This is a genomic window from Pantoea sp. Taur (genome assembly GCF_009830025.1).
GTDB lineage: Bacteria > Pseudomonadota > Gammaproteobacteria > Enterobacterales > Enterobacteriaceae > Pantoea > Pantoea communis.
On the sequence record NZ_SZZZ01000002.1, the window covers coordinates 119,921 to 139,610 of the forward strand.

General features: G+C 54.0%; 17 protein-coding genes. 8 read left to right on the top strand and 9 right to left on the bottom strand.

Annotation, left to right across the window (positions count from 1 at the left end; all coding sequences use genetic code 11):
- Positions 1 to 45: 45 nt before the first annotated feature.
- The 3 genes from FD744_RS02990 (at position 46) to FD744_RS03000 (ending at position 2,279) form a co-directional block, all read left to right on the top strand.
- On the top strand, positions 46 to 390 hold the full coding sequence (locus FD744_RS02990; protein WP_160867257.1) for a type II toxin-antitoxin system PrlF family antitoxin: 345 nt from the start codon (positions 46 to 48) through the stop codon (positions 388 to 390).
- Between the two features lie 5 nt (positions 391 to 395).
- On the top strand, positions 396 to 881 hold the full coding sequence (locus FD744_RS02995) for a type II toxin-antitoxin system YhaV family toxin (RefSeq protein ID WP_160867258.1): 486 nt from the start codon (positions 396 to 398) through the stop codon (positions 879 to 881).
- 210 nt (positions 882 to 1,091) lie between these two features.
- Complete coding sequence (locus FD744_RS03000) at positions 1,092 to 2,279, top strand: PLP-dependent aminotransferase family protein (protein ID WP_160867259.1); 1,188 nt, start codon at positions 1,092 to 1,094, stop codon at positions 2,277 to 2,279.
- Positions 2,280 to 2,312: 33 nt separating this feature from the next.
- On the opposite strand, the gene uxuR is transcribed toward FD744_RS03000, so the two are convergent.
- The 4 genes from uxuR to uxuA form a co-directional block, all read right to left on the bottom strand.
- The gene (gene uxuR / locus FD744_RS03005; RefSeq protein ID WP_160867260.1) at positions 2,313 to 3,080 is read right to left on the bottom strand and encodes a Uxu operon transcriptional regulator; all 768 of its coding nucleotides are present in this window, start codon (positions 3,078 to 3,080) and stop codon (positions 2,313 to 2,315) included.
- 84 nt (positions 3,081 to 3,164) lie between these two features.
- Positions 3,165 to 4,583 carry a glucuronate isomerase gene (gene uxaC, locus FD744_RS03010; RefSeq protein ID WP_160867261.1) on the bottom strand — a complete coding sequence of 473 codons (1,419 nt, stop codon included), beginning with the start codon at positions 4,581 to 4,583 and terminating at the stop codon, positions 3,165 to 3,167.
- Positions 4,580 to 6,061 (bottom strand): fructuronate reductase, encoded by a 1,482-nt coding sequence (locus FD744_RS03015; RefSeq protein ID WP_160867262.1) that lies wholly within the window; start codon positions 6,059 to 6,061, stop codon positions 4,580 to 4,582. The genes uxaC and FD744_RS03015 overlap by 4 nt, the downstream gene beginning before the upstream one ends.
- 56 nt (positions 6,062 to 6,117) lie before the next feature.
- Positions 6,118 to 7,296 carry a mannonate dehydratase gene (uxuA, locus tag FD744_RS03020; protein WP_058959958.1) on the bottom strand — a complete coding sequence of 393 codons (1,179 nt, stop codon included), beginning with the start codon at positions 7,294 to 7,296 and terminating at the stop codon, positions 6,118 to 6,120.
- A gap of 375 nt (positions 7,297 to 7,671) precedes the next feature.
- Between uxuA and FD744_RS03025 the strand changes: the two genes are divergently transcribed.
- On the top strand, positions 7,672 to 8,973 hold the full coding sequence (locus FD744_RS03025) for an MFS transporter (RefSeq protein WP_160867263.1): 1,302 nt from the start codon (positions 7,672 to 7,674) through the stop codon (positions 8,971 to 8,973).
- Positions 8,974 to 8,988: 15 nt separating this feature from the next.
- Complete coding sequence (locus FD744_RS03030; protein WP_160867264.1) at positions 8,989 to 11,382, top strand: TIM-barrel domain-containing protein; 2,394 nt, start codon at positions 8,989 to 8,991, stop codon at positions 11,380 to 11,382.
- Positions 11,383 to 11,472: 90 nt separating this feature from the next.
- Here the strand turns inward: FD744_RS03030 and FD744_RS03035 are convergent, their stop codons facing one another.
- Both FD744_RS03035 and FD744_RS03040 read right to left on the bottom strand, forming a co-directional pair.
- Positions 11,473 to 12,018, bottom strand: coding sequence for an NUDIX hydrolase (locus FD744_RS03035; protein ID WP_097117177.1), 546 nt, complete (start codon positions 12,016 to 12,018; stop codon positions 11,473 to 11,475).
- Between the two features lie 43 nt (positions 12,019 to 12,061).
- Positions 12,062 to 12,970, bottom strand: a complete 909-nt coding sequence (locus FD744_RS03040; RefSeq protein WP_160867265.1) for a LysR family transcriptional regulator — start codon at positions 12,968 to 12,970, stop codon at positions 12,062 to 12,064.
- Between the two features lie 105 nt (positions 12,971 to 13,075).
- Between FD744_RS03040 and FD744_RS03045 the strand changes: the two genes are divergently transcribed.
- Entirely contained in the window at positions 13,076 to 14,170 is a 1,095-nt protein-coding gene (locus tag FD744_RS03045; protein ID WP_160867266.1) for an NADH:flavin oxidoreductase, read from the top strand.
- Between the two features lie 51 nt (positions 14,171 to 14,221).
- Here FD744_RS03045 and FD744_RS03050 read toward each other — a convergent pair whose 3' ends face one another.
- Positions 14,222 to 15,445: an MFS transporter gene (locus FD744_RS03050; protein WP_160867267.1), complete on the bottom strand. Its 1,224-nt coding sequence runs from the start codon at positions 15,443 to 15,445 to the stop codon at positions 14,222 to 14,224.
- A gap of 72 nt (positions 15,446 to 15,517) precedes the next feature.
- Between FD744_RS03050 and FD744_RS03055 the strand changes: the two genes are divergently transcribed.
- Positions 15,518 to 16,435, top strand: coding sequence for a LysR family transcriptional regulator (locus tag FD744_RS03055; RefSeq protein WP_304622131.1), 918 nt, complete (start codon positions 15,518 to 15,520; stop codon positions 16,433 to 16,435).
- Here the strand turns inward: FD744_RS03055 and FD744_RS03060 are convergent.
- Positions 16,425 to 17,327, bottom strand: coding sequence for a ParB/Srx family N-terminal domain-containing protein (locus FD744_RS03060; protein ID WP_160867268.1), 903 nt, complete (start codon positions 17,325 to 17,327; stop codon positions 16,425 to 16,427). The genes FD744_RS03055 and FD744_RS03060 overlap by 11 nt on opposite strands.
- 132 nt (positions 17,328 to 17,459) lie before the next feature.
- Between FD744_RS03060 and FD744_RS03065 the strand changes: the two genes are divergently transcribed.
- The gene (locus FD744_RS03065; RefSeq protein ID WP_160867269.1) at positions 17,460 to 18,092 is read left to right on the top strand and encodes a DapH/DapD/GlmU-related protein; all 633 of its coding nucleotides are present in this window, start codon (positions 17,460 to 17,462) and stop codon (positions 18,090 to 18,092) included.
- Positions 18,093 to 18,094: 2 nt separating this feature from the next.
- Here FD744_RS03065 and FD744_RS03070 read toward each other — a convergent pair whose 3' ends face one another.
- Positions 18,095 to 19,414 carry an MFS transporter gene (locus FD744_RS03070; protein WP_160867270.1) on the bottom strand — a complete coding sequence of 440 codons (1,320 nt, stop codon included), beginning with the start codon at positions 19,412 to 19,414 and terminating at the stop codon, positions 18,095 to 18,097.
- Between the last annotated feature and the right edge of the window lie 276 nt (positions 19,415 to 19,690).

The window sequence follows — 19,690 nt, forward strand, 5'->3', positions numbered from 1 at the left end:
AGATGCATTACCGTGAAGGAGTATTTTGGCTTGAGGTAATAGCATATGCACCTTTTAACAACAGCGGGCGTTTCCCTGCGTGCAACATCAAAACTGACTGCGCGGAGCCAAACCACTATTCCAGCTTCAGTGAGAGATGCGATGAATTTGCAGCCTGGTGAGAACATTGAGTACGCCGTATTGCCAGGCGGACAGGTTTTGATGACCCGGCAGGAATCGGTAGGAGAAGCGGATCCGGTGATCGCCGATTTTCTCAATTTCCTCGCAGAGGATATGCAAAACAACCCGGCGAATCTTAAGCCACTCGATCATTCTCTACTCGCACGTGCAACATCGCTGACTACTGATGTGGACGTTGATCTGGATGCCCCTCTTACTGATGACGAGTGATATACATGGATGTAAACGCTGAAATCAACGGATGGAAAATTTTTGTTCACCCTTGTTTCTCTTCTCAGCTTGAAGTGCTGGTAGAAGAGGTTGAAGCTTTGAAAGAGAAGAATCCCGAGGGCTTCCACAAGAAAGCGGCGACCAAATTATTGGCGGCGGTGCTAAAGGTCATTCACTCAGAAATTTGCGCAGATCCCTCACAAGTTAAGTTTCGGCAGGGTAGTACCCTAGGCGATGCCAATAAACACTGGTTCCGTGCGAAATTTCTCATGCAGTATCGTCTCTTTTTCCGTTACAGCGAGCCGCACAAAACCATTATTCTTGCCTGGATTAATGATGAGGACACCAAACGCGCTTATGGGAGTAAACGTGATGCTTATAAAGTATTTGCGGCGATGCTGGCGAGTGGTCATCCACCGAGTGACTGGGATGAATTGTTGCAGCAATCACAGGTTGCTCAAAGGTTGGCGCACGTGGCCTCGCAGAGTTAGCCCTCACCCATAAACCCCGGTTCTCCCTGCAAAATTCCCCTCAATTATGAACGGCGAAGCGACTCTGATTCGCTAAAGAAAAATCACTCTAAATGATAGTTTTCTCCCGGCACTAAATTCTCTTTGCCAGACAATGAAAATGTGATTATCAGCTTAGCTAACTTATGTTATGAATTTAGTCTTAGAAAAAAATAATCAGGTAAAGGTTTTATGTCGTCGCAAAAATTGTCCAAAAGCGTTCAACGCATTCATTCATCTGCCATTCGTGATTTATTGAAACACAGCAAAATGGAAGGGGTCATTTCTCTGGGTGGTGGCATCCCGAATCCCGATCTGTTTGATACCGAAGGCCTGCAGATCGCCATGGATCGCGCCTTGTCGCAGGATGGTCACAACGCATTTCAGTATGGCTTGAGTGAAGGGGATCCGCTATTACGTGAAGCGATCTGCCGCATTTCAGCCGACCGCGGTATTGATTGCACGCCAGACGACGTGGTGATCACTTCTGGCTCCCAGCAGTCACTGGATATTCTCGCCCGCGCGTTAATCAACCCCGGTGATGTGGTGGTGGTGGAGCGTCCAACTTATCTCGCCGCATTGCAGGTTTTCCAGTTGGCTGAAGCGCAGTTCAAATCTGTTGGCACTGACGGCGAAGGCATGATTGTTGATGAGCTGGAAGAGCTAGTCAAACAGACACCAATCAAAGCCGTGTATATCGTTCCGACCTTTGGCAATCCAAGCGGCGTCACCTTATCTGATGCGCGTCGTCAGCAGTTAGTCGCGCTGGCGAAGCAGTATGATTTCCTGATTTTTGAAGACGATCCCTACAGCGAGATCAACTTCACCAATCAGACATTCCGCCCATTAAAATCCCATGCGCAAGCGATGGGGGCCAGCGAGAATGTGATTTATACCTCGACCTTCTCCAAAATCCTGGCACCGGGCGCACGCGTTGGCTGGATCACCATGCCGGGCTGGTTGAAGTCATCAGTGGTGAACCTGAAGCAGGCAACGGATCTGCACACCAGTGCCTTGTCACAATCCCTGACGCGTCATTATCTGGAAACCGGTCGCTTGCCGGAGCAGATTCGCTTGATCCGCGCGGCCTATAAGCAGAAGTGCGATGCATTGTGTGCAGCGCTGGAGACGGAGTTGGGGGATAAGCTGCACTTCTATCGCCCGCTGGGTGGCATGTTCCTGTGGGCAACGTTCAGGGAAGCTTTCAACACCACCGAATGGCTGAAAACCACGCTGAGCAAGGGTGTGGTGTATGTCCCGGGTGAGTTTTTCTACTGTGATAATCCAGATACTTCAACGCTGCGTATTTCGTATGCCTCAGTATCGGAAACCAATCTGGCCGTAGCAGCACAGCGTTTGAAAGCTTCATTACCGCAGTAATCGCCTGAAAGCCCTTGGTAACAAGGGCTTGTTCTAACCGTTGGCACTGTCCAGCGGCCAGGATTCAAACAGATAACCATCAAAATCGATGTCATCGACATCTGAAAATTCCAGCAGTCGCTGTTTCACATTTTCCAGATGCTGCCACATGGCTTGCTTGGCGGCGCGTGCATCTTTCTTGATCAATGTGGCGAGGATCTTCTTGTGATCGTCGAGCCACTGCTTACGGTAATGAGTATTCACCAGATGACGATGTAACTGACTCCACATCACATTGTCTTCACGCCACTGCCAGGATTGTTTGAACAACTCGACCAACATACTGTTATGGGTCGCTTCGGCGATCGCCAGATGGAAGTTACGATCGCCGTTCTCGCTCTCATTCACGGCGCCGGATGCCAGTTCTCTCTCTTCCAGTTCCAGTGCCTGACGCATCTTGATGATGTCTTCACGTGTGGCCTGCAGCGCGGCAAACTCCGCGATATTACTCTCCAGCAATTGACGTGCCTGCAGCATCTCAAACGGGCCGGCATCGTTACAGGCGGCTTGTGTCGTCGCGCGCGGTGCAGGACTGTCGTTTATCACGTAGATCCCGGCACCACGACGCACTTCAATCAAGCCTTCCAGCTCCAGCATGATCAGTGCTTCACGCACCAGCGTACGCGTGACATCCAGCAGCGCAGCCAGTTCACGCTCAGGCGGCAAGCGTTCGCCCACGGCATACTGCTTTTGCATAATCATGTTACGCAACATTTCCCCCACTTCCTGATAAGGGCGCTGCGCTGATGCTTGTGTTTTCATGAGCTCTTTTCTGCTGATTAAGAAGTTGACGACCACTGACGCTGCCATCAATTGCGCCCTGCACTATAGCACAGGGCGGAATTCTCAACTTGGATTGAGGGTAAAGTAGCGCTGTGCGTTATTGAAACAGATATCCTGCAGCATGTTGCCGAGCACCGCTTCATCGTGCGGCACAATGCCATCCTGCACCCATTGACCGAGCAGGTTGCACAGAATACGGCGGAAGTATTCGTGGCGCGTATAGGAGAGGAAACTGCGAGAATCGGTCAGCATCCCGACAAACTGGCTGAGCAAACCGATTTGCGACAGTTGCTCCAACTGGCGCAGCATGCCATCGCGCTGATCGTTGAACCACCAGCCGGAACCAAACTGCACTTTACCGGCGATGCCCGCACCCTGGAAGTTACCTGCCATCGTCGCCAGCACTTCGTTGTCACGCGGATTGAGGCAGTACAGAATGGTCTTTGGCAGTTGGTCGTTAACATCCATCGCATCCAGCAGGCGCGAGAGCGGCAAAGCAATATTGTTATCGCCAATCGAGTCAAAACCGCTGTCTGCACCCAGCAAACGGAACAAGCGAGTGCTGTTGTTGCGAATGGCACCGATGTGTAACTGCATCACCCAATCACGTCGTGCATACTCGGAACCCAACCAGACCAGCACCGCGCTGCTAAACTGCGCGATTTCCAGCTCGCTTAGCGTGTCGCCGTTGCGACGTTTCGCCAGAATGGCGTCCAACACGCTATCGTCGGGAACAGGTGCAAAGCGCAGCACTTCAATTCCGTGATCCGCTGCACGACAGCCGTGAGCGGAGAAGTGATCTAACCGGCGCAGCAGGGCGGTGCGCAACGCATCAAAGTCGGTGATCGCCACATCCGCTGCTGCCTCAAGCCGTCCCAGGTATTCAACAAAGCCTTCAAGCTCAATCTTGAAGACCTTATCAGGGCGCCAGCTTGGGGCGACATCAATATCAAAGCTGCTGTCTTCAGCAATCTGACGATGATATTGCAGCGAATCAACCGGATCATCGGTGGTGCCAACCATACTTACCTTCATCTGACGCATAATGCCGCGTGCAGAAAATGCCGGGGTTGCCAGTTTCTCGGCGCATTCGTCCCATACGCGTTGTGCGGTGTCCGGCCCAAATAACGTATTGGTGATGCCGAACGGGCGACGCAGCTCCAGGTGCGTCCAGTGGTAGAGCGGATTGCCCAGCGTTTTGGGCACGGTGTGGGCCCACGCGAGGTATTTATCGTAATCGCTCGTAGATTTACCGGTGATCAGCGATTCATCCACGCCTGCCGCACGCAGGGCGCGCCATTTATAATGGTCACCTTCCAGCCAAATTTGTCCGAGGTTGGCGAACTGACGATCCTCGGCGATCTCCTGCGGGTTGAGATGACAGTGATAATCGTAGATCGGCATATCAGCCGCATAGTCATGGTACAAACGACGAGCAACGTCGCTTTGCAGCAGGAAATCGTCATCCATAAAGTGCTTCATTTCGGCTCCTGATTCAGGGATGCAACGGCGGCGCGGGCACCATGCTGGCAAAGCTGCGCGTACACCTGTTGAAGATGGCTGACGAAGCGCGGATTGGCGGGCAGGTCGTCACCAAAAATGGTTTTCACGGCGAGCAGGGCGCTAACGCGCGCATCGCCTTCTGGCGTGAGCTGGTTGATGTCATGCAAGGTTGCAAGTAATGGGTCAACCACATCATAAGTCTCACCTCGCTCATCCTGCCCAAGCACGTAACGCATCCAGCCGGCAATCCCCAGCACCAGGTGGCGATAGTCACTGCCGTGCTTCAGGTGATAGCGCACGGAATCCAGCCAGCGCTGCGGCAGCTTCTGGCTGCCATCCATCGCAATCTGTTGCGTCCGGTGTCGCAGGGAAGGGTTGCTAAAACGCTCGATCAGCTGATTAGCATAGGCCTGAAGATCAATACCCTCAGGCATCGACAGCGTAGGTGCCTGCTCTTGCATCATCAGTGCTAATGCTGCCTGGCGATAGGCCGGGAGTTGCATAGTGTCAGCGATGGTTTCACAGCCACCCAAATACCCGAGGTAGGCAAGAAATGAGTGACTGCCGTTGAGCATACGCAGTTTCATCATTTCAAAAGGGGCAACGTCGGCCACAAACTGCGCGCCCACGCGATCCCAGTCAGGACGGCCGTTGACAAAGTTATCTTCGATAACCCATTGGCGAAACGGCTCACAGGCCACGCCGCAGGGATCGGGTACGCCCAGCAAGTCGCGAATCTCCTGATGTGTTTCGTCGGTCACTGCGGGAACGATGCGGTCAACCATGCTGCTGGGGAAGGTAACGTTCTCATCAATCCAATGCGCCAGTGCCGCATCGTGCAACCGCGCCAGGCCTATCACAGCGGCGCGCGCGACATGGCCGTTATCACGCAGGTTGTCGCAGGAGAGCACAGTAAACGGCCCTAAACCACGCTCACGACGCACACGTAATGCTTCGACAATAAAACCAATGGCGGATTTCGGCGTGTTGGGGTGCGCAACATCGTGTTGAATAAGTGCATTATCCGCATCCAATTCACCGTTGGCACCCTGAGTGCAATAGCCTTTTTCCGTCACCGTCAATGAAACGATAGCGGTTTCCGGACGAGCCAGCGCTTCGATAATGCCGTCGTGTCCATCCAGTGCAGGATGCAAGGCTTCTTTGATGGCCGCAACGAGGTGAACTTCGTTCTGCCCGGCACCTTTTTCCTTCACGCTGTAGAGCAGATCTTGCTGGCGCAGTTGTTCGACCAACAGTTTGCCGCTCGCCGACATCAGGTTGACCTCACAGATGCCCCAGTCAGTGTCACTGATTTCAAGCAGGTGATGCAGATACAACGCCTGATGCGCGCGATGAAAGGCGCCACAGCCGATATGCACAATACGCGGCACCAGCCGCTGATGGTTCCAGGCGGGGCGGGTCACGTTCAGTTCGCCATTGGCGAGGTTAGGTTCCATGTAAACTCCATCTATCCGGGTGCGCCATCAATGGCACCCGGCAGCAACGAATGCCATCAGAAATAAGCGCGATGAATCGCCAGCTCCACACCGCGAATTTCCGCCAACCCTTTCAGACGACCAATCGCCGAATAGCCGGGGTTGGTTTTCTTTCTCAAGTCGTCGAGCATCTGGTGACCATGATCCGGGCGCATCGGAATCAAATCCTCCTGACCGGCCGCTTTACGACGATGTTCTTCTTCAGCAATCGCCTTAATGACGGCGAACATGTCAACATCGCCGCCTAAATGCGCTGCCTCGTGGAAGGTGTTCGGGTTCTCTTCGCGTTTGGTTGACCGCAGGTGTGCGAAGTAAATGCGTGGGCCAAAACGTTTCACCATGCCGGCGAGGTCATTATCTGCCAACACGCCGTAAGAGCCGGTGCACATGGTGAAGCCATTCGCCGGGCTGGGTACGGTATCGATCATCCACTGCAAATCTTCTGCGTTAGAGACGATGCGCGGTAAACCCAGAATCGGACGCGGGGGATCATCCGGATGCACTGCCATCCGAACACCGGCCTCTTCCGCCACTGGAATAATCGCGCGCAGGAAGGTCGCGAAGTTTTCACGTAACTCAGCTTTGCCGATGCCGTCATAACGGGCTAATTGAGCACGGAACTGGTCCAGCGTGTAACCTTCTTCTGCACCCGGTAAACCAGCGATGATATTGCGCGTCAGGCGGGTTTTATGTGCTTCGCTCATGTTGGCGAAACGCTCAGCTGCCTGCGCTATTTCCGTGGCGCTGTAGTCCTTCTCCGCACCGGGACGTTGCAAGATGTGCAGCTCAAATACGGCAAATTCGATCTGATCGAAACGCAGCGCTTTCGCGCCATCGGGTAACAGATATTCAAGGTCTGTGCGCGTCCAGTCGAGAATCGGCATGAAGTTGTAGCAGACGGTTTTAATACCGCACTGCGCCAGATTTCGCAGAGACTGCTGGTAATGACGGATCCACTTCTGACACTCACCGCTGCCGGTTTTGATCTCTTCGTGAATCGGCACGCTTTCCACCACTGACCACACCAGCCCAGCGGCTTCCACGATGGCTTTGCGCTGCATAATTTCGTCCACCGACCACACTTCGCCGTTAGGGATGTGGTGCAGGGCGGTGACGATGCCGGTCGCGCCAGCCTGTCGTGCATCGGCAAGAGAAACGGGATCATTTGGGCCATACCAGCGCCAGGTCTGCTTCATGTTGTTACCTCTTTTAGGTCCTGAAAAAGAAACCCAGGACAATTCTTATATTGGTTGACCTATTTATCGGTTAGCGCACCGCTTATGGCGTGGATTGCGCTCACAGAGCCTAAAATTCGGCTCTTTACCGGCTGATGTCAACCTCGCAAGCCATTTTGGTTAACCAGATCACAAATGCGGCATCTGAGTGGCGACCAGGTTCCGCATCTGTGGTTCACTCCTGGCGGATGGTTAGAGATGACTCACTGAAGTCGCTCCTCAACAACAAGCAGCAATTCCTGGGCGGCAGCCAGCGATATTTCCGGTTTATCGCTTGCCCGCGCATTCACCACAGGATTTGTAAGCTCATGATGTTAATAAAGAATGGAGAACCAGATGAACCGCAGTTTGAATCCAGGGATCGCTGCCGCTGGCAGCAAACGCACCTTCCGCAATTTGCGCTGGTGGGTATTGGTGTTGTTCTTAGCGGGCGTTACCGTCAACTACATCACGCGTAACTCATTAGGCATTCTGGCACCTGAGCTGAAAACCAGCCTGGGCATCACCACTGAACAATATTCATGGATCGTCGGTGCGTTTCAGCTGGCGTACACCTTCTTTCAACCAATTTGCGGCTGGCTGATTGATGTCATCGGCCTGAAAGTCGGCTTCCTGATTTGTGCCTCGGTCTGGGCGGTCGCCTGTCTGTTCCATGCAGGCGCGGCGAGCTGGGTACATCTTGCCATTCTGCGTTTTGTCATGGGCGGAGCGGAAGCCGCAGCCACGCCAGCCAACGCCAAAGTGATAGGCGAATGGTTCCCGAAAAAAGAGCGTCCGGTTGCAGCGGGTTGGGCCGGCGTGGGCTTCTCAATTGGCGCTATGCTGGCGCCGCCCATCATCTACTTCGCGCACGCTTCTTTCGGCTGGCAGGGCGCTTTCCTGTTTACGGGTTGCCTGGCACTGGCGTGGGTGGTGCTCTGGTGGTTGCTGTATCGCGATCCGGAAATTCATCCCAATCTGTCTGCATCGGAACTGGAATTTATTCGTCAGGATAATGAACCGCCTGCCGTCAAATTACCGTTCTTTAAAGCCCTGAAAAGTGTCTCAAAGAATAAACGTTTTTACGGTATCGCCATTCCCGCTTTTATGGCCGAACCGGCGTGGGGCGTGCTGAGTTTTTGGGTGCCGCTCTACCTGGCGAAAGATCTCGGCATGGATCTCAAACAGATTGCCATGTTCGCCTGGATGCCATTCCTCGCTGCAGACCTCGGCAGCGTCGCCAGTGGCTATCTGACGCGCCTCTATACCCGCCTGTTTGGTTTCAGACTGGTCAACTCCGTGGTTGCCAGTTCGGTCACCGGCGCTTTCCTGATGCTCTCCCTCGCATTGGTGGCAATGACCAAAGATCCTTACGTCGCGATTGCACTGATCTCGATTGGCGGTTTCGGTCACCAGATCATCTCCTGCATGCTCAGCGCGCTGGTGGTGGAGAAGTTTGATAAAGGCCAGATGGCCACCGTCAACGGCATGCGCGGTTCCTTCGCGTGGATCTCCAGCTTCCTGTTCTCGCTGGTAATTGGTGTCACCGCCGACAAGATTGGCTTTAACCCGTTATTTGTCGCCATGGGCTTCTTCGACCTGATTGGCGCGGTCTTCCTGATTGCATTTATTGCTGAACGTCGCGCCCAGCGCACCTGAATAAAGTAGGTAACAATGAAAACCTTAAAGAATTGGTCACTCACGCATTCTGATCAACACCATGTTGCGTTAACCGTCGATGGGAAGTACCAGCTGAACCTATTCGTGCTGGAATCAGGCACGTTCCGTGTTTCGATTAAACGTCAGAGCGGCTATGCACTGGACCGCACCTGGAGCATAGCGCCAGACAGCGATGTGCCGTGGGAAGGGCGTCCACGTGACAGCCTGGCGGGCTTTACCCTGCCAGGGTTCACGCTGGAAGAAGAGGGCGACACGCTGGTGGTTTCCACCGATGTGCTGCGCGTGATTGTCCATCAGCCACTGGCGCTGGAGTGGCAACATCGTGATAGCGCTGGCGCCTGGCAACTGCTGACCTGCGACCGCCCAACCAGTGCCTACCTGATTAACGCGAACGGCGATGGCGTGGCGCACTACCAGCGTCGTATGAATGACGATGCCTATTACGGTCTTGGCGAGAAAACCGGTGACCTTCAACGCAATGGCAAACGTTATGAGATGCGTAACCTCGATGCGATGGGCTACAACGCCTCGTCAACCGATCCACTCTACAAACATGTGCCGTTTACCATTACGCGCCGCAGCGATGTGAGTTTCGGTCTTTACTACGATAACCTCAGCAGCAGCTGGTTTGATCTCGGTAACGAGCTGGATAACTACCATCAGCCTTATCGCCGCTGGCAGGCGGAAAGCGGGGATATTGATTATTACCTGTTTGTTGGCAGCAAAGTGTTGGATGTCACCAAGGCCTTTGTGCGCCTGACCGGTAAAACGCTGTTTGGCCCAAAATGGAGCCTCGGTTACAGCGGCTCAACCATGCACTACACCGATGCACCGGATGCACAAAATCAGCTGATGAACTTCATTCGCCTGTGTGAACAGCATGATATTCCGTGCGACTCTTTCCAATTGTCATCGGGTTATACCTCGATCAATAACAAGCGCTACGTGTTCAACTGGAACTACGACAAAGTGCCACAGCCGGAAGTGATGAGCCAGGCGTTCCACGATGCCGGTTTGCGTCTGGCTGCCAACATCAAACCTTGCCTGTTGCAGGACCATCCGCGCTACGAAGAAGTCGCGGCACAGGGCTTGTTTATTCGCGATTCAGAAGAAGATGCGCCAGAGCGTTCAGTGTTCTGGGACGACGAAGGTTCACACCTTGACTTCACCCATCCCCAGGCGGTGGCATGGTGGCAGGAGAACGTCACCCAACAGCTGTTGGCGAAGGGCATCGATTCGACCTGGAATGACAACAACGAATATGAAGTGTGGGACGGCGAAGCGCGTTGCCACGGCTTTGGTACGCCCATCGCCATCAAGCATATTCGCCCGGTGATGCCGTTGTTGATGATGCGTGCGTCGATGGAAGCGCAGCAGCGTTTCGCGCCGGAGAAGCGTCCTTTCCTGATCTCGCGTTCTGGCTGCGCCGGTATGCAACGCTATGTGCAAACCTGGAGCGGTGATAACCGTACTAACTGGACATCACTACGTTACAACATCCGTATGGGACTGGGGATGAGCTTGTCGGGGCTGTACAACGTGGGTCATGACGTTGGTGGTTTCTCGGGTGATAAACCGGATGCAGAATTGTTCGTGCGTTGGGTGCAAAACGGCGTAATGCACCCGCGGTTCACCATTCACTCGTGGAATGACGATCACACAGTGAATGAACCCTGGATGTATCCGACAGTCACGCCAGCGATTCGTGCTGCAATTGAACTGCGTTATCGCCTGCTGCCGTACCTCTACACCTTGCTGTGGCAAGCGCATGCTGATGATGAGCCGATGCTGCGTCCAACCTTCCTCGATCATGAGCAGGATAAACAGACCTTCGCCGAGTGCGATGAGTTTATGCTGGGCCGCGATTTGCTGGTGGCCAGCGTGGTGGAAGCAGGACAGCGTGAACGCAGTTTGTGGCTGCCAGATAACCAAACTGGCTGGTATGACTTCGCAACGCAACAGTGGTACAGCGGCGGTCAGTGGATCACCTTGCCAGCACCGCTGGAAACCCAGCCGATGCTGGTTCGCGCCGGTGCGGCCTTGCCACTGAGCCAGCGTCTGCGTCATGTTGATGCACAAGCAGATGACCGTCGCACGCTGCAACTTTATCCATTACAGGGTAAAGGCGAGAGCAAAGGCCTGGTATTTGAAGATGACGGTGAGTCCTGGGGTTATCAGCAGGGTAATGCGCTGTGGTTAAGCTGGGAGATGCGCAGCGATGCCGAGGCAATCCACCTGAGCTTCACACGCAAAGGCGATTATCAGCCAGCATGGAAAACGCTGCAAATTGCTTTGCCAGCCGGAGAACGGCGCCAGCTTTACATTGATGGTGTCGCGGTTGCTGCGGCAGATGCGCAAGCAGTGCTGGCGGAGATAGCGAGTCACTAAGCGTCATTGTTCAGGGAGGAGTGCGCAGCAATGCGCACTCTTCAAACGCACAGCGACCTGACATCAATGTGGCCCTGTGCGTTACCCGGCTTAATCAAGCAACCCTTTGGCCCGCGCCAGTAAAAACGCGGTCACTGAAGTGGCATCGGTCACTTTACCTTCCAGCACTAGCTGCAGAAACTCGCTGATTTTCATTTTGCGTGCAGTGAGTCCGACTTCCTCGGCATCCAGATTCTGCCCTTCATAGCGTAATTCGCTGGCAAGATAGATGTGATAACCCTGCGCGGAGTATCCCTGCGCCAGTTTTTGATAGCCCACGTACTGCCAACGATCGGCAATCAATCCTGTCTCTTCCTGCAGTTCGCCCGCCGCTAGTGCTTCCGGTGTAGCGCCAGGGTCCAGCTCCCAGCTGCCTTGCGGCAACTCAATGGTGCGTTCACTTATCGGATAACGATACTGCTCAACCACAAAAATGCTGTCCTGCTCCACCGGAACGATGACGACAAAATCGTTTTTTTCGATCACCGAATAGAGACCTTCGCTGCCATCGGCACGCTGAATTTTGTCCTCTTTTAACGTCATCCAGCGGTTACGATAGATCTCTGTCGATGTGAGGGTTTGTATTTCTGGTTTCAAAAGGGGCCTCCATGAAGTGAATCAGTGAGTCAACGATTTAAGCCTATAAACGGGGTGCCGTGACAGGTAACTTATCTGTTTTTTCCATCGCTTGTTTTAAAGCATGAAGAAATACCGTCACCCGTGCTGGCAACTGGCGAGTCGTCGGGAACAATGCCCAGACACCGAGCATCTGCGGTTGAGCATCCTGTAATTCAATGGCGATTAGCTCGCCCGAAGCAAGCTCTTCACGGATGTCCCACTCAGATAACTGAGCAATGCCGCTTCCCGCCACGCACAGAGTGCGCACCCCCTCCACGTTACTGCCACTGAAACGGCCTTCCACGCTTAAGCTCGAAATATGCCCATCAATGATGAAGCTCCACTGCACCACGCCCGAGAGTCGCAGGCAGTTGTGATGATGTAAGTCGTTTAATGTCTGAGGCGTGCCGAAGCGTTGAAGATAATCGGGTGAAGCACACAGCATACGCGGGTTGTTGGCGAGACGGTGAGCCACTAAACGGGAGTCACGCAGCGGCGCAATGCGGATAGCGACATCGTAGCCCAACCCTACCAGGTCGGTGACGTCATCGCTCAACTGAAACTCAATGCGTAGTTCCGGGTTGGCCTCCATCAAGGCAGGCAACAGCGGAATGATGGTGCGACGACCAAAGCCAGAAGGCGCCGTAATCCGCAGCTGGCCAGTTGCACCTTGCTGGTGTGGTGAAAACAGATTGCGTGCGCTCTGTTCGGTTTCCGCCAGCGATTTCGCATAGGGCAGAAACTCTTCTCCCTCGACGGTGAGCGCGATGGCGCGAGTCGTGCGGTGCATCAGCCGCACGCCGAGATCGTCCTCCAGCGAGGCCAGCCGACGCGACACCGTCATCGGCGTAGTATTCAGCCGCCGTGCCGCCTGCGTCAGGCTGCGCGTTTGCGACACCATGAGGAAAACCTCAATATCTTTGGAGTGCATTGTAACGATTTCCGTTATACAGACGTATCATCTTCGGTCATTTTTGCCGCTAAAGCGACACACTACAATGCGCTCTGACGATAATCAGGGAACACGATGTAGCAAATGGCCGATAAACACTTATTTCAGAGCGGGACATTAAATCGACTCGCGCTGAAAAACCGCATCATGGTGGCACCCATGACGCGTATCTCCGCCACGGTAGATGGCGTACCGGGCGACCGCATGAAGCACTATTACGAACGTTTCGCGCGGGGTGGTTTTGGCACCATCATCACCGAAGGGCTGTATATCGACGAAGCCTGGTCGCAGACGTATGCGTTTCAAGCGGGTCTGGTTAATAGCCGCCAGGTCGCAGGCTGGCGTGCCATTACTGATGGTGTGCATCAGCATGGTGGCAAGATCATTGCGCAGCTGATGCATGCCGGCGCGATATCCCAGGGCAATATTTACCGACGCGATACCCTGGCTCCCTCCGTCGTGCAACCGCGTGGAGAACAGCTGGGCTTTTACCATGGTCATGGCGACTATGCGTTGCCAGGAGAAATGAGCGAAGATCAGATTCAGCAGGCGATTGACAGTTTTGCCGAGACCGCTGCGCGCGCCATTGGCGTAGCGGGATTTGATGGCATTGAAATTCACGGTGCCAATGGCTACCTGCTCGATCAATTCTTTACGGATTACACCAATCAGCGTAGTGATCGTTGGGGCGGTGATATCGCTGCCCGCCTGTCACTGACCCTGGCGGTGATCCGCGCGGTACGCCAGCGTATAGGCCACGATGTCACTTTAGGTGTGCGTATTTCACAAGGCAAAGTGAATGATTTCCATCATAAGTGGCAAGAAGGGGAAGCGGGCGCAAAACAAGTGTTTCGGTTATTGGCTGAGTCGGGTATTGATTACCTGCATCTCACCGAATACGACGCACTGCAACCCGCTTTTGCGGACAATGCGCTTTCGCTGGTACAGATAGCGCGAGAGGCGGCACCAAGCCTGACTATTGTGGCGAATGGTTCGCTGTCAGACAGCCGTGCCGCCTCTCAGGCGCTGGAGCAGGGGGCGGATTATGTGGCGTTGGGCAAAAGTGCACTGGCCAATCCCGACTGGCCGATGCGTGTCCGTGATGCAGCAGCCTTGCGTGAGTTTGATAACAACCTTCTGGCCCCTTCTGCTGATGTGAAAAACTGCGAACTGGCTTAGCCGTGTCCGTAGTTGAACGTGTCAGGCAACGATTATAAGTCGCCTGACACGCTACGCCTGGCGCGACAATCCACTTAACGCCAACCCTGCCAGCGCGATAACCACCGTCAAGCCCACTACCGCATTCCAGCCACCGTGCAGCCAGAACCAGCCGCCGAACGAGCCCGTAATGCTGGAACCCATGTAATAGAACAACAGATACAGCGACGAAGCATGGCCGCGATTGTTACCGGCTAGCGGGCCGACGGAACCGCTCGCCGCAGCGTGCGCCACAAAGAAACCGCTGGTGATCAGGATAATACCGCCAATCAGACACAACAGGTTATCCGGCACCGTCAGCAAAATACCGGCCAGCAACAACAGAAAACCGGCAATTAGCAACGGCTTACGACCAAACCGATCGGCCAGGCTGCCCGACAGTGAGGAAGAGACAATACCAATCGCATAGGCGCAGAAAATCAGGCTGACTTGTGTTTGGCTAAAGTTAAACGGCGCGTCAGAGAGGCGGAAGGTGGCGTAGTTAAACAGCGTGACAAATACACTGGTGAGGAAGAAACCGGTGGCATACAGGCGAATCAGCCCCTTATTGCCGAGATGACTGAACCAGGCTTTGAAGTGGAAGTGAAGATTGAGGCCGGGTTTGCGTTCGAAATGACGCGATTCAGGTAAAAGCAGCACAAACGCCATCGCTGCTGCCAAACCGAGCACGCCCAGCACACCCATGGCGATGCGCCATGAGGTGAATTCAGTCAGCAACCCCATGCCAACGCGGCCCACCATCGCGCCAAACGCCGTGCCGCCGACATACAATCCCATGGTTTTACCGAGATCTTTTTTGTCGATCTCCTCTGCCAGCCAGGCCATCGCTACCGCGGGGACACCGCCCAGCACCACGCCTTCCACTGCGCGGGCGACCAGAAGCAGATGCCAATTCGGTAATACGGCGGCGATGAAATTGCAGACCGATGCCAGTGCCATCGACGTGAACATCAATCCACGACGTCCGACCGCCTGAGAAAAAGCCCCTGCCAGCAAAATAGACACCGCCAGTAAGCCGGTGGTGAGCGACAGCGCCAGTGAACTTTGCGCCGGTGTGATGCCAAAAGCATGGGTAAAGGCAGGTAGCAGTGGCTGTACACAGTAGATCAGTGAAAAGCTGGCGAGTCCGAGCATGAAAAAAGCAATACCCGCGCGGCGATACTCACTGCTCCCACGCGCGATGCTGGACGTTGCAGGGGATGAGACAGGCAGGACATTTTCTAACGAGCGGCTCATGGTGATTCCAGGGTAACGAAGATTGCACAACGCTACCGCGCCACCTATCATCTGTCCAATATATGACACTGCATGAAGGTATCTATAAAACAGATGGAAATGCGACATATTCGTTATTTTCTCGCGGTGGCCAGTGAGCGCAATTTCACCCGTGCGGCGGCTAAGCTCGGCATCGGTCAACCGCCGCTTAGTATGCAGATCAAAGATTTAGAAACAGAGATTGGCTATGCGTTATTCAACCGCACTGCGCAGGGTGTGGAACTGACGGAGGCCGGGCGAGCATTTTTGCAATCCGTTCAGCCTCTGCCGGGTATCGCTTCTGCGGCGGTGGATGCCGCACGCCGCGCGGCACAAGGCGAATCAGGTTCGTTGCGCTTAGGGTTTACGGGCACCGTGGGGATGAATCCGCTGGTGCCGGGTTTTATCCGCGCCTTCCGACAGGCCTATCCCGACGTGATGCTGAACGTGATGGAGGCCAACTCCATTGTGTTGCTTCAGGCGCTCGCCAATCAGCAACTGGATATCGCGCTACTACGGCAGGAAAACGCGATACCGGATAACGTGACGGTTCAGCTCTTATTGCAGGAACCGCTGGTGGCTGCATTGCCGCTTAATCATCCGCAGGCGCGCTTACGCGGTAAAATTGCGTTGCCGTCGTTGCGCGACGAGCACTTTATTTTGACACCGAAGGAGAGCGGTACCAGCTTGCGTGAATCCGTGCTGCAAGCCTGCCGCCAGCAGGGCTTCACCCCGGTAGAAGGGCAACCCGCGCCGCATATCGTTTCGATATTATCGGTCGTGGCAGCGGGGTTAGGGGTATCGCTGGTGCCGGAATCGATGCGCCAATTCAGCTTATCAGGCGTGGTTTTTAAACAGATAAAAGCGCCGGTACCGACTACCGGATTAGCGGTGGCCTGGCATGAGCATGCATTGACGGCAACGGCGCACAATTTTCTGGGTTTAGTCAGAGGCAGTGGCGTTATTGTTTAAACGCCCAGCCAAGTTTGCCATCCGCAGAAATCATCTTATCGAGTTTCTTCTCGTTGACCTTTTTCATCGCCCCCAACTTTTCAGCGGTGAGCGGTCCGGCATCGCTCTGGGCAATCACCGTGTCTTTAGGTACGTCGGTGATTTTTTCAGCAATGGCGGTGACCGCTGCGCCATAGCCTTTGCGATCGTGCAGATCGAATGATTTCAGCGGCAGTTCAGTCTCAAGCCATTTACCCCAATAGAATTCAAGGAACGGCGGCGGATTGTCCTCTTTCTCAAAGCCGATATCGCGCACGAAATAGACCAGCGAACGATATTCATCATCCTGCATGTGTTTACGGCCCAACTCTTTCGGCAGGTCATGCGGGGTGATTTTGCCTTTAGGCGTATCCAGCCAGACCAGATGGGCGGCTTCCATTTGCTGCCAGAACGCATTCATCGTTTTCAGACTGCGGAAATCATTGGTGATGCGCACCTGTACCAGCGTTTTCAAACCACCAACATCAGCGAAATTACTGAAGGTGTGATGCCCATCAGTGAGATAGAGCGCATTATCCGGGGCGATGACGGCAGTTTTCATCGGTCCTGGCTGCGCACCCACTGGGGCTTTACAGGTGAAGCTGTCAGGATCGGAGATGCGTGATTTGCTGTTGAACTTGTCTACGCCTTTCTGTCCCATGCTTTCGCAAAAATCATCGAACAGCTTTTTGGGATCGGCCTGGTAACGGTGCAGTTTGTAATCTAACTGACGATAACCAATCGCGGCTTGCGTGGGATGCAATTGTGATAACTGCACCTGCACGATATCACCTGCTTTGATATCAGCGGGCAGAGCCGCTGACGCCTGGCCAGAAGACCACAATAGAGCTAACAGTGACCACGGTGTTCTCATTCCCTTTCCTTAAATGGCCTCAAACGAAGCCGCTACGATAGCATTTCTGTCATCTTGCCGCTTTAGTGTTGTGCTTCGCGCTTGACCTATTACAACCCGTTATCCAGACATCTGACCACATTGGAGCTTGCTATGGCCCTCGCCGTTATCCAACCGGCTAAACTGCAACACACTGTCATCGATCCTAGCGTGCGTATGCGCGAAACCCACATTGGTCAGCAATGTGAGATCCTCGCCGAAAGTTATCTTGAATATAGCGAGTTGGGTGATTTTTCTTACCTCGGCGAGCACTGTTGTGTCGCTGATGCGCAGATTGGTCGCTTTACCGCGATTGCCAATCAGGTGCGTATTGGTGCGCCAAATCATCCGATGGATCGTGCTTCCCAACATCGTTTTACCTACTGCCCGGAATATTATGATCCGCAGGCGCAGCGCGATGCCGGGTTCTTTGCCAACCGTCGAGAGGACCGCGTGATCATCGGTAATGATGTGTGGATTGGTCATGGCGTCATTGTGCTGCCGGGCGTGACCGTTGGTGACGGCGCGGTATTGGCGGCTGGCGCGGTTGTGACTAAAGATGTGGCCCCTTACACTATTGTGGGCGGTGTCCCTGCGAAACCCATTCGTGGCCGCTTCACGCCAGAAATCGCGGCGCAGTTGCAGGCGATTGCGTGGTGGAACTGGCCGCTGGAGAAGCTGATGACGCATCTGGCGGATTTCCAATCGCCAGACATTGCTGCCTTCTGCCAGCGGCACGCCGTGTAGTATTACATCGCCTGCTGTGCTGTCACTGTGGGTGCATCAGCCTGCAGGCGTTTCTCGGGCTGCAATAGCGTCATCGCCAGCATACTGCCAAATGCGATGCAGGCGGTGACGGTGAACATGGCGTTATAACCGTAATATTCCGCCAGCCAGCCGCACAGCATCGGGGAGATGATGGAGGCAAGGTTGGCTATCGCCAGCGTCATGCCACTGTAAGCACCTACCGAAGCTTTTGGCGTCACATCAATCACCACCGACCAATACACGTTATTCACCAGCGCATTGAGCGCGTTACCTAGCGTCATCAGAGCGATGATCCCTGCCGTTGAACTGACCCACGGAATCGCCATAAAACAGCAGGCGGTCGCGCACAGCGTGACGGCTGCGAAGACGTTCCTTGCCAGGCGAAGGTTGTTAAAGCGTGCCAGCAAACGATCGGCTATACGCCCGCCAAGCAACACGGTGAAACAGGCACCGCTCCACGGAATCATCGCCACGTACCATAACGAATGTAGATCGTAGTGGAAGTTATCTTGCAGATATTTAGGCAGCCAGGTGACCAGCGTAAAGGTGATATAGAGAAAACTGAAATAGCCAAGTGCGTTGCACACCAGCGTGCGACTGGTAAAGAAACGCCACCACGGCAGTGCACCCTCATGTTGGCTTTCAGGCTTTTGTCCATTGATGATCAGCTGACGTTCGGCCGTATTGGCGCGGGGATGCAGCAGCGGTGTGTCGGTAAAGTTGCGTGCAAACAGCAACATCGCCAGCAGCGAGAAAGCGCCGAGCAGGATAAACATCATGCGCCAGTCGTTGGTTAACAGCAGCAAACCCACGGCAATGGGTGCGGTCAGCAGTGAGCCTACCTGAGTGCTGAGCAAACCGATGCTCAGCGCAAAACCGCGTTCATTATCCGGGGCCCAGTGTGCAATGGTTTTATTCATCAACGCATAGGCCGGGCCTTCGGAAAAACCAAACAGGATACGCAATGCAGCAAATCCCATAATGGCTGAACCACCAAATAGCGCCATGCCGACTTCACCGGCCCATGCGGTGGCAATTTCCAGCAAGGACCAAAGAATTCCCGCCATCAACCACACTTTTTTGGTGCCCAATCTATCAGCGAGAAATCCGCCACACAGTGAGCCGAACAGGTAGCCAAAACCGAAATAGCCCAATACCGCACCCAGTTGAACTTTGGTGAAGAGAAACTCCTGAGAGATAGCGTTAGCAGCAAACGAGAGTGCGCCACGGTCGACGTAGTTGATCAGCGCGATGAGAAACAGCAGTGAAAAAATAGTGTAGCGAGTAGAAGATGCTTGCATAGCGCGACTCCTGAAATAGAACACAGGAATCATTAAGCAAAGCTGATGCCAGAATGGTAAGGCTGCTAACAATTAGCGCGGATATACAAGGTAAGGCCTTTCTGTAGCAAGGGCGACCATCAGGACGCCCATTGTATGTCTGTCTGCACCAGCATGATCACATAAGCGTTCTTTTATAGTGCGGGCCGCCCTCAATTTTTCTTTATACATGATTACCCTATTGGTAACTCCATGTCATCTCAAGTAAACTCAAAATACGTCATTTTTGAGATTTCT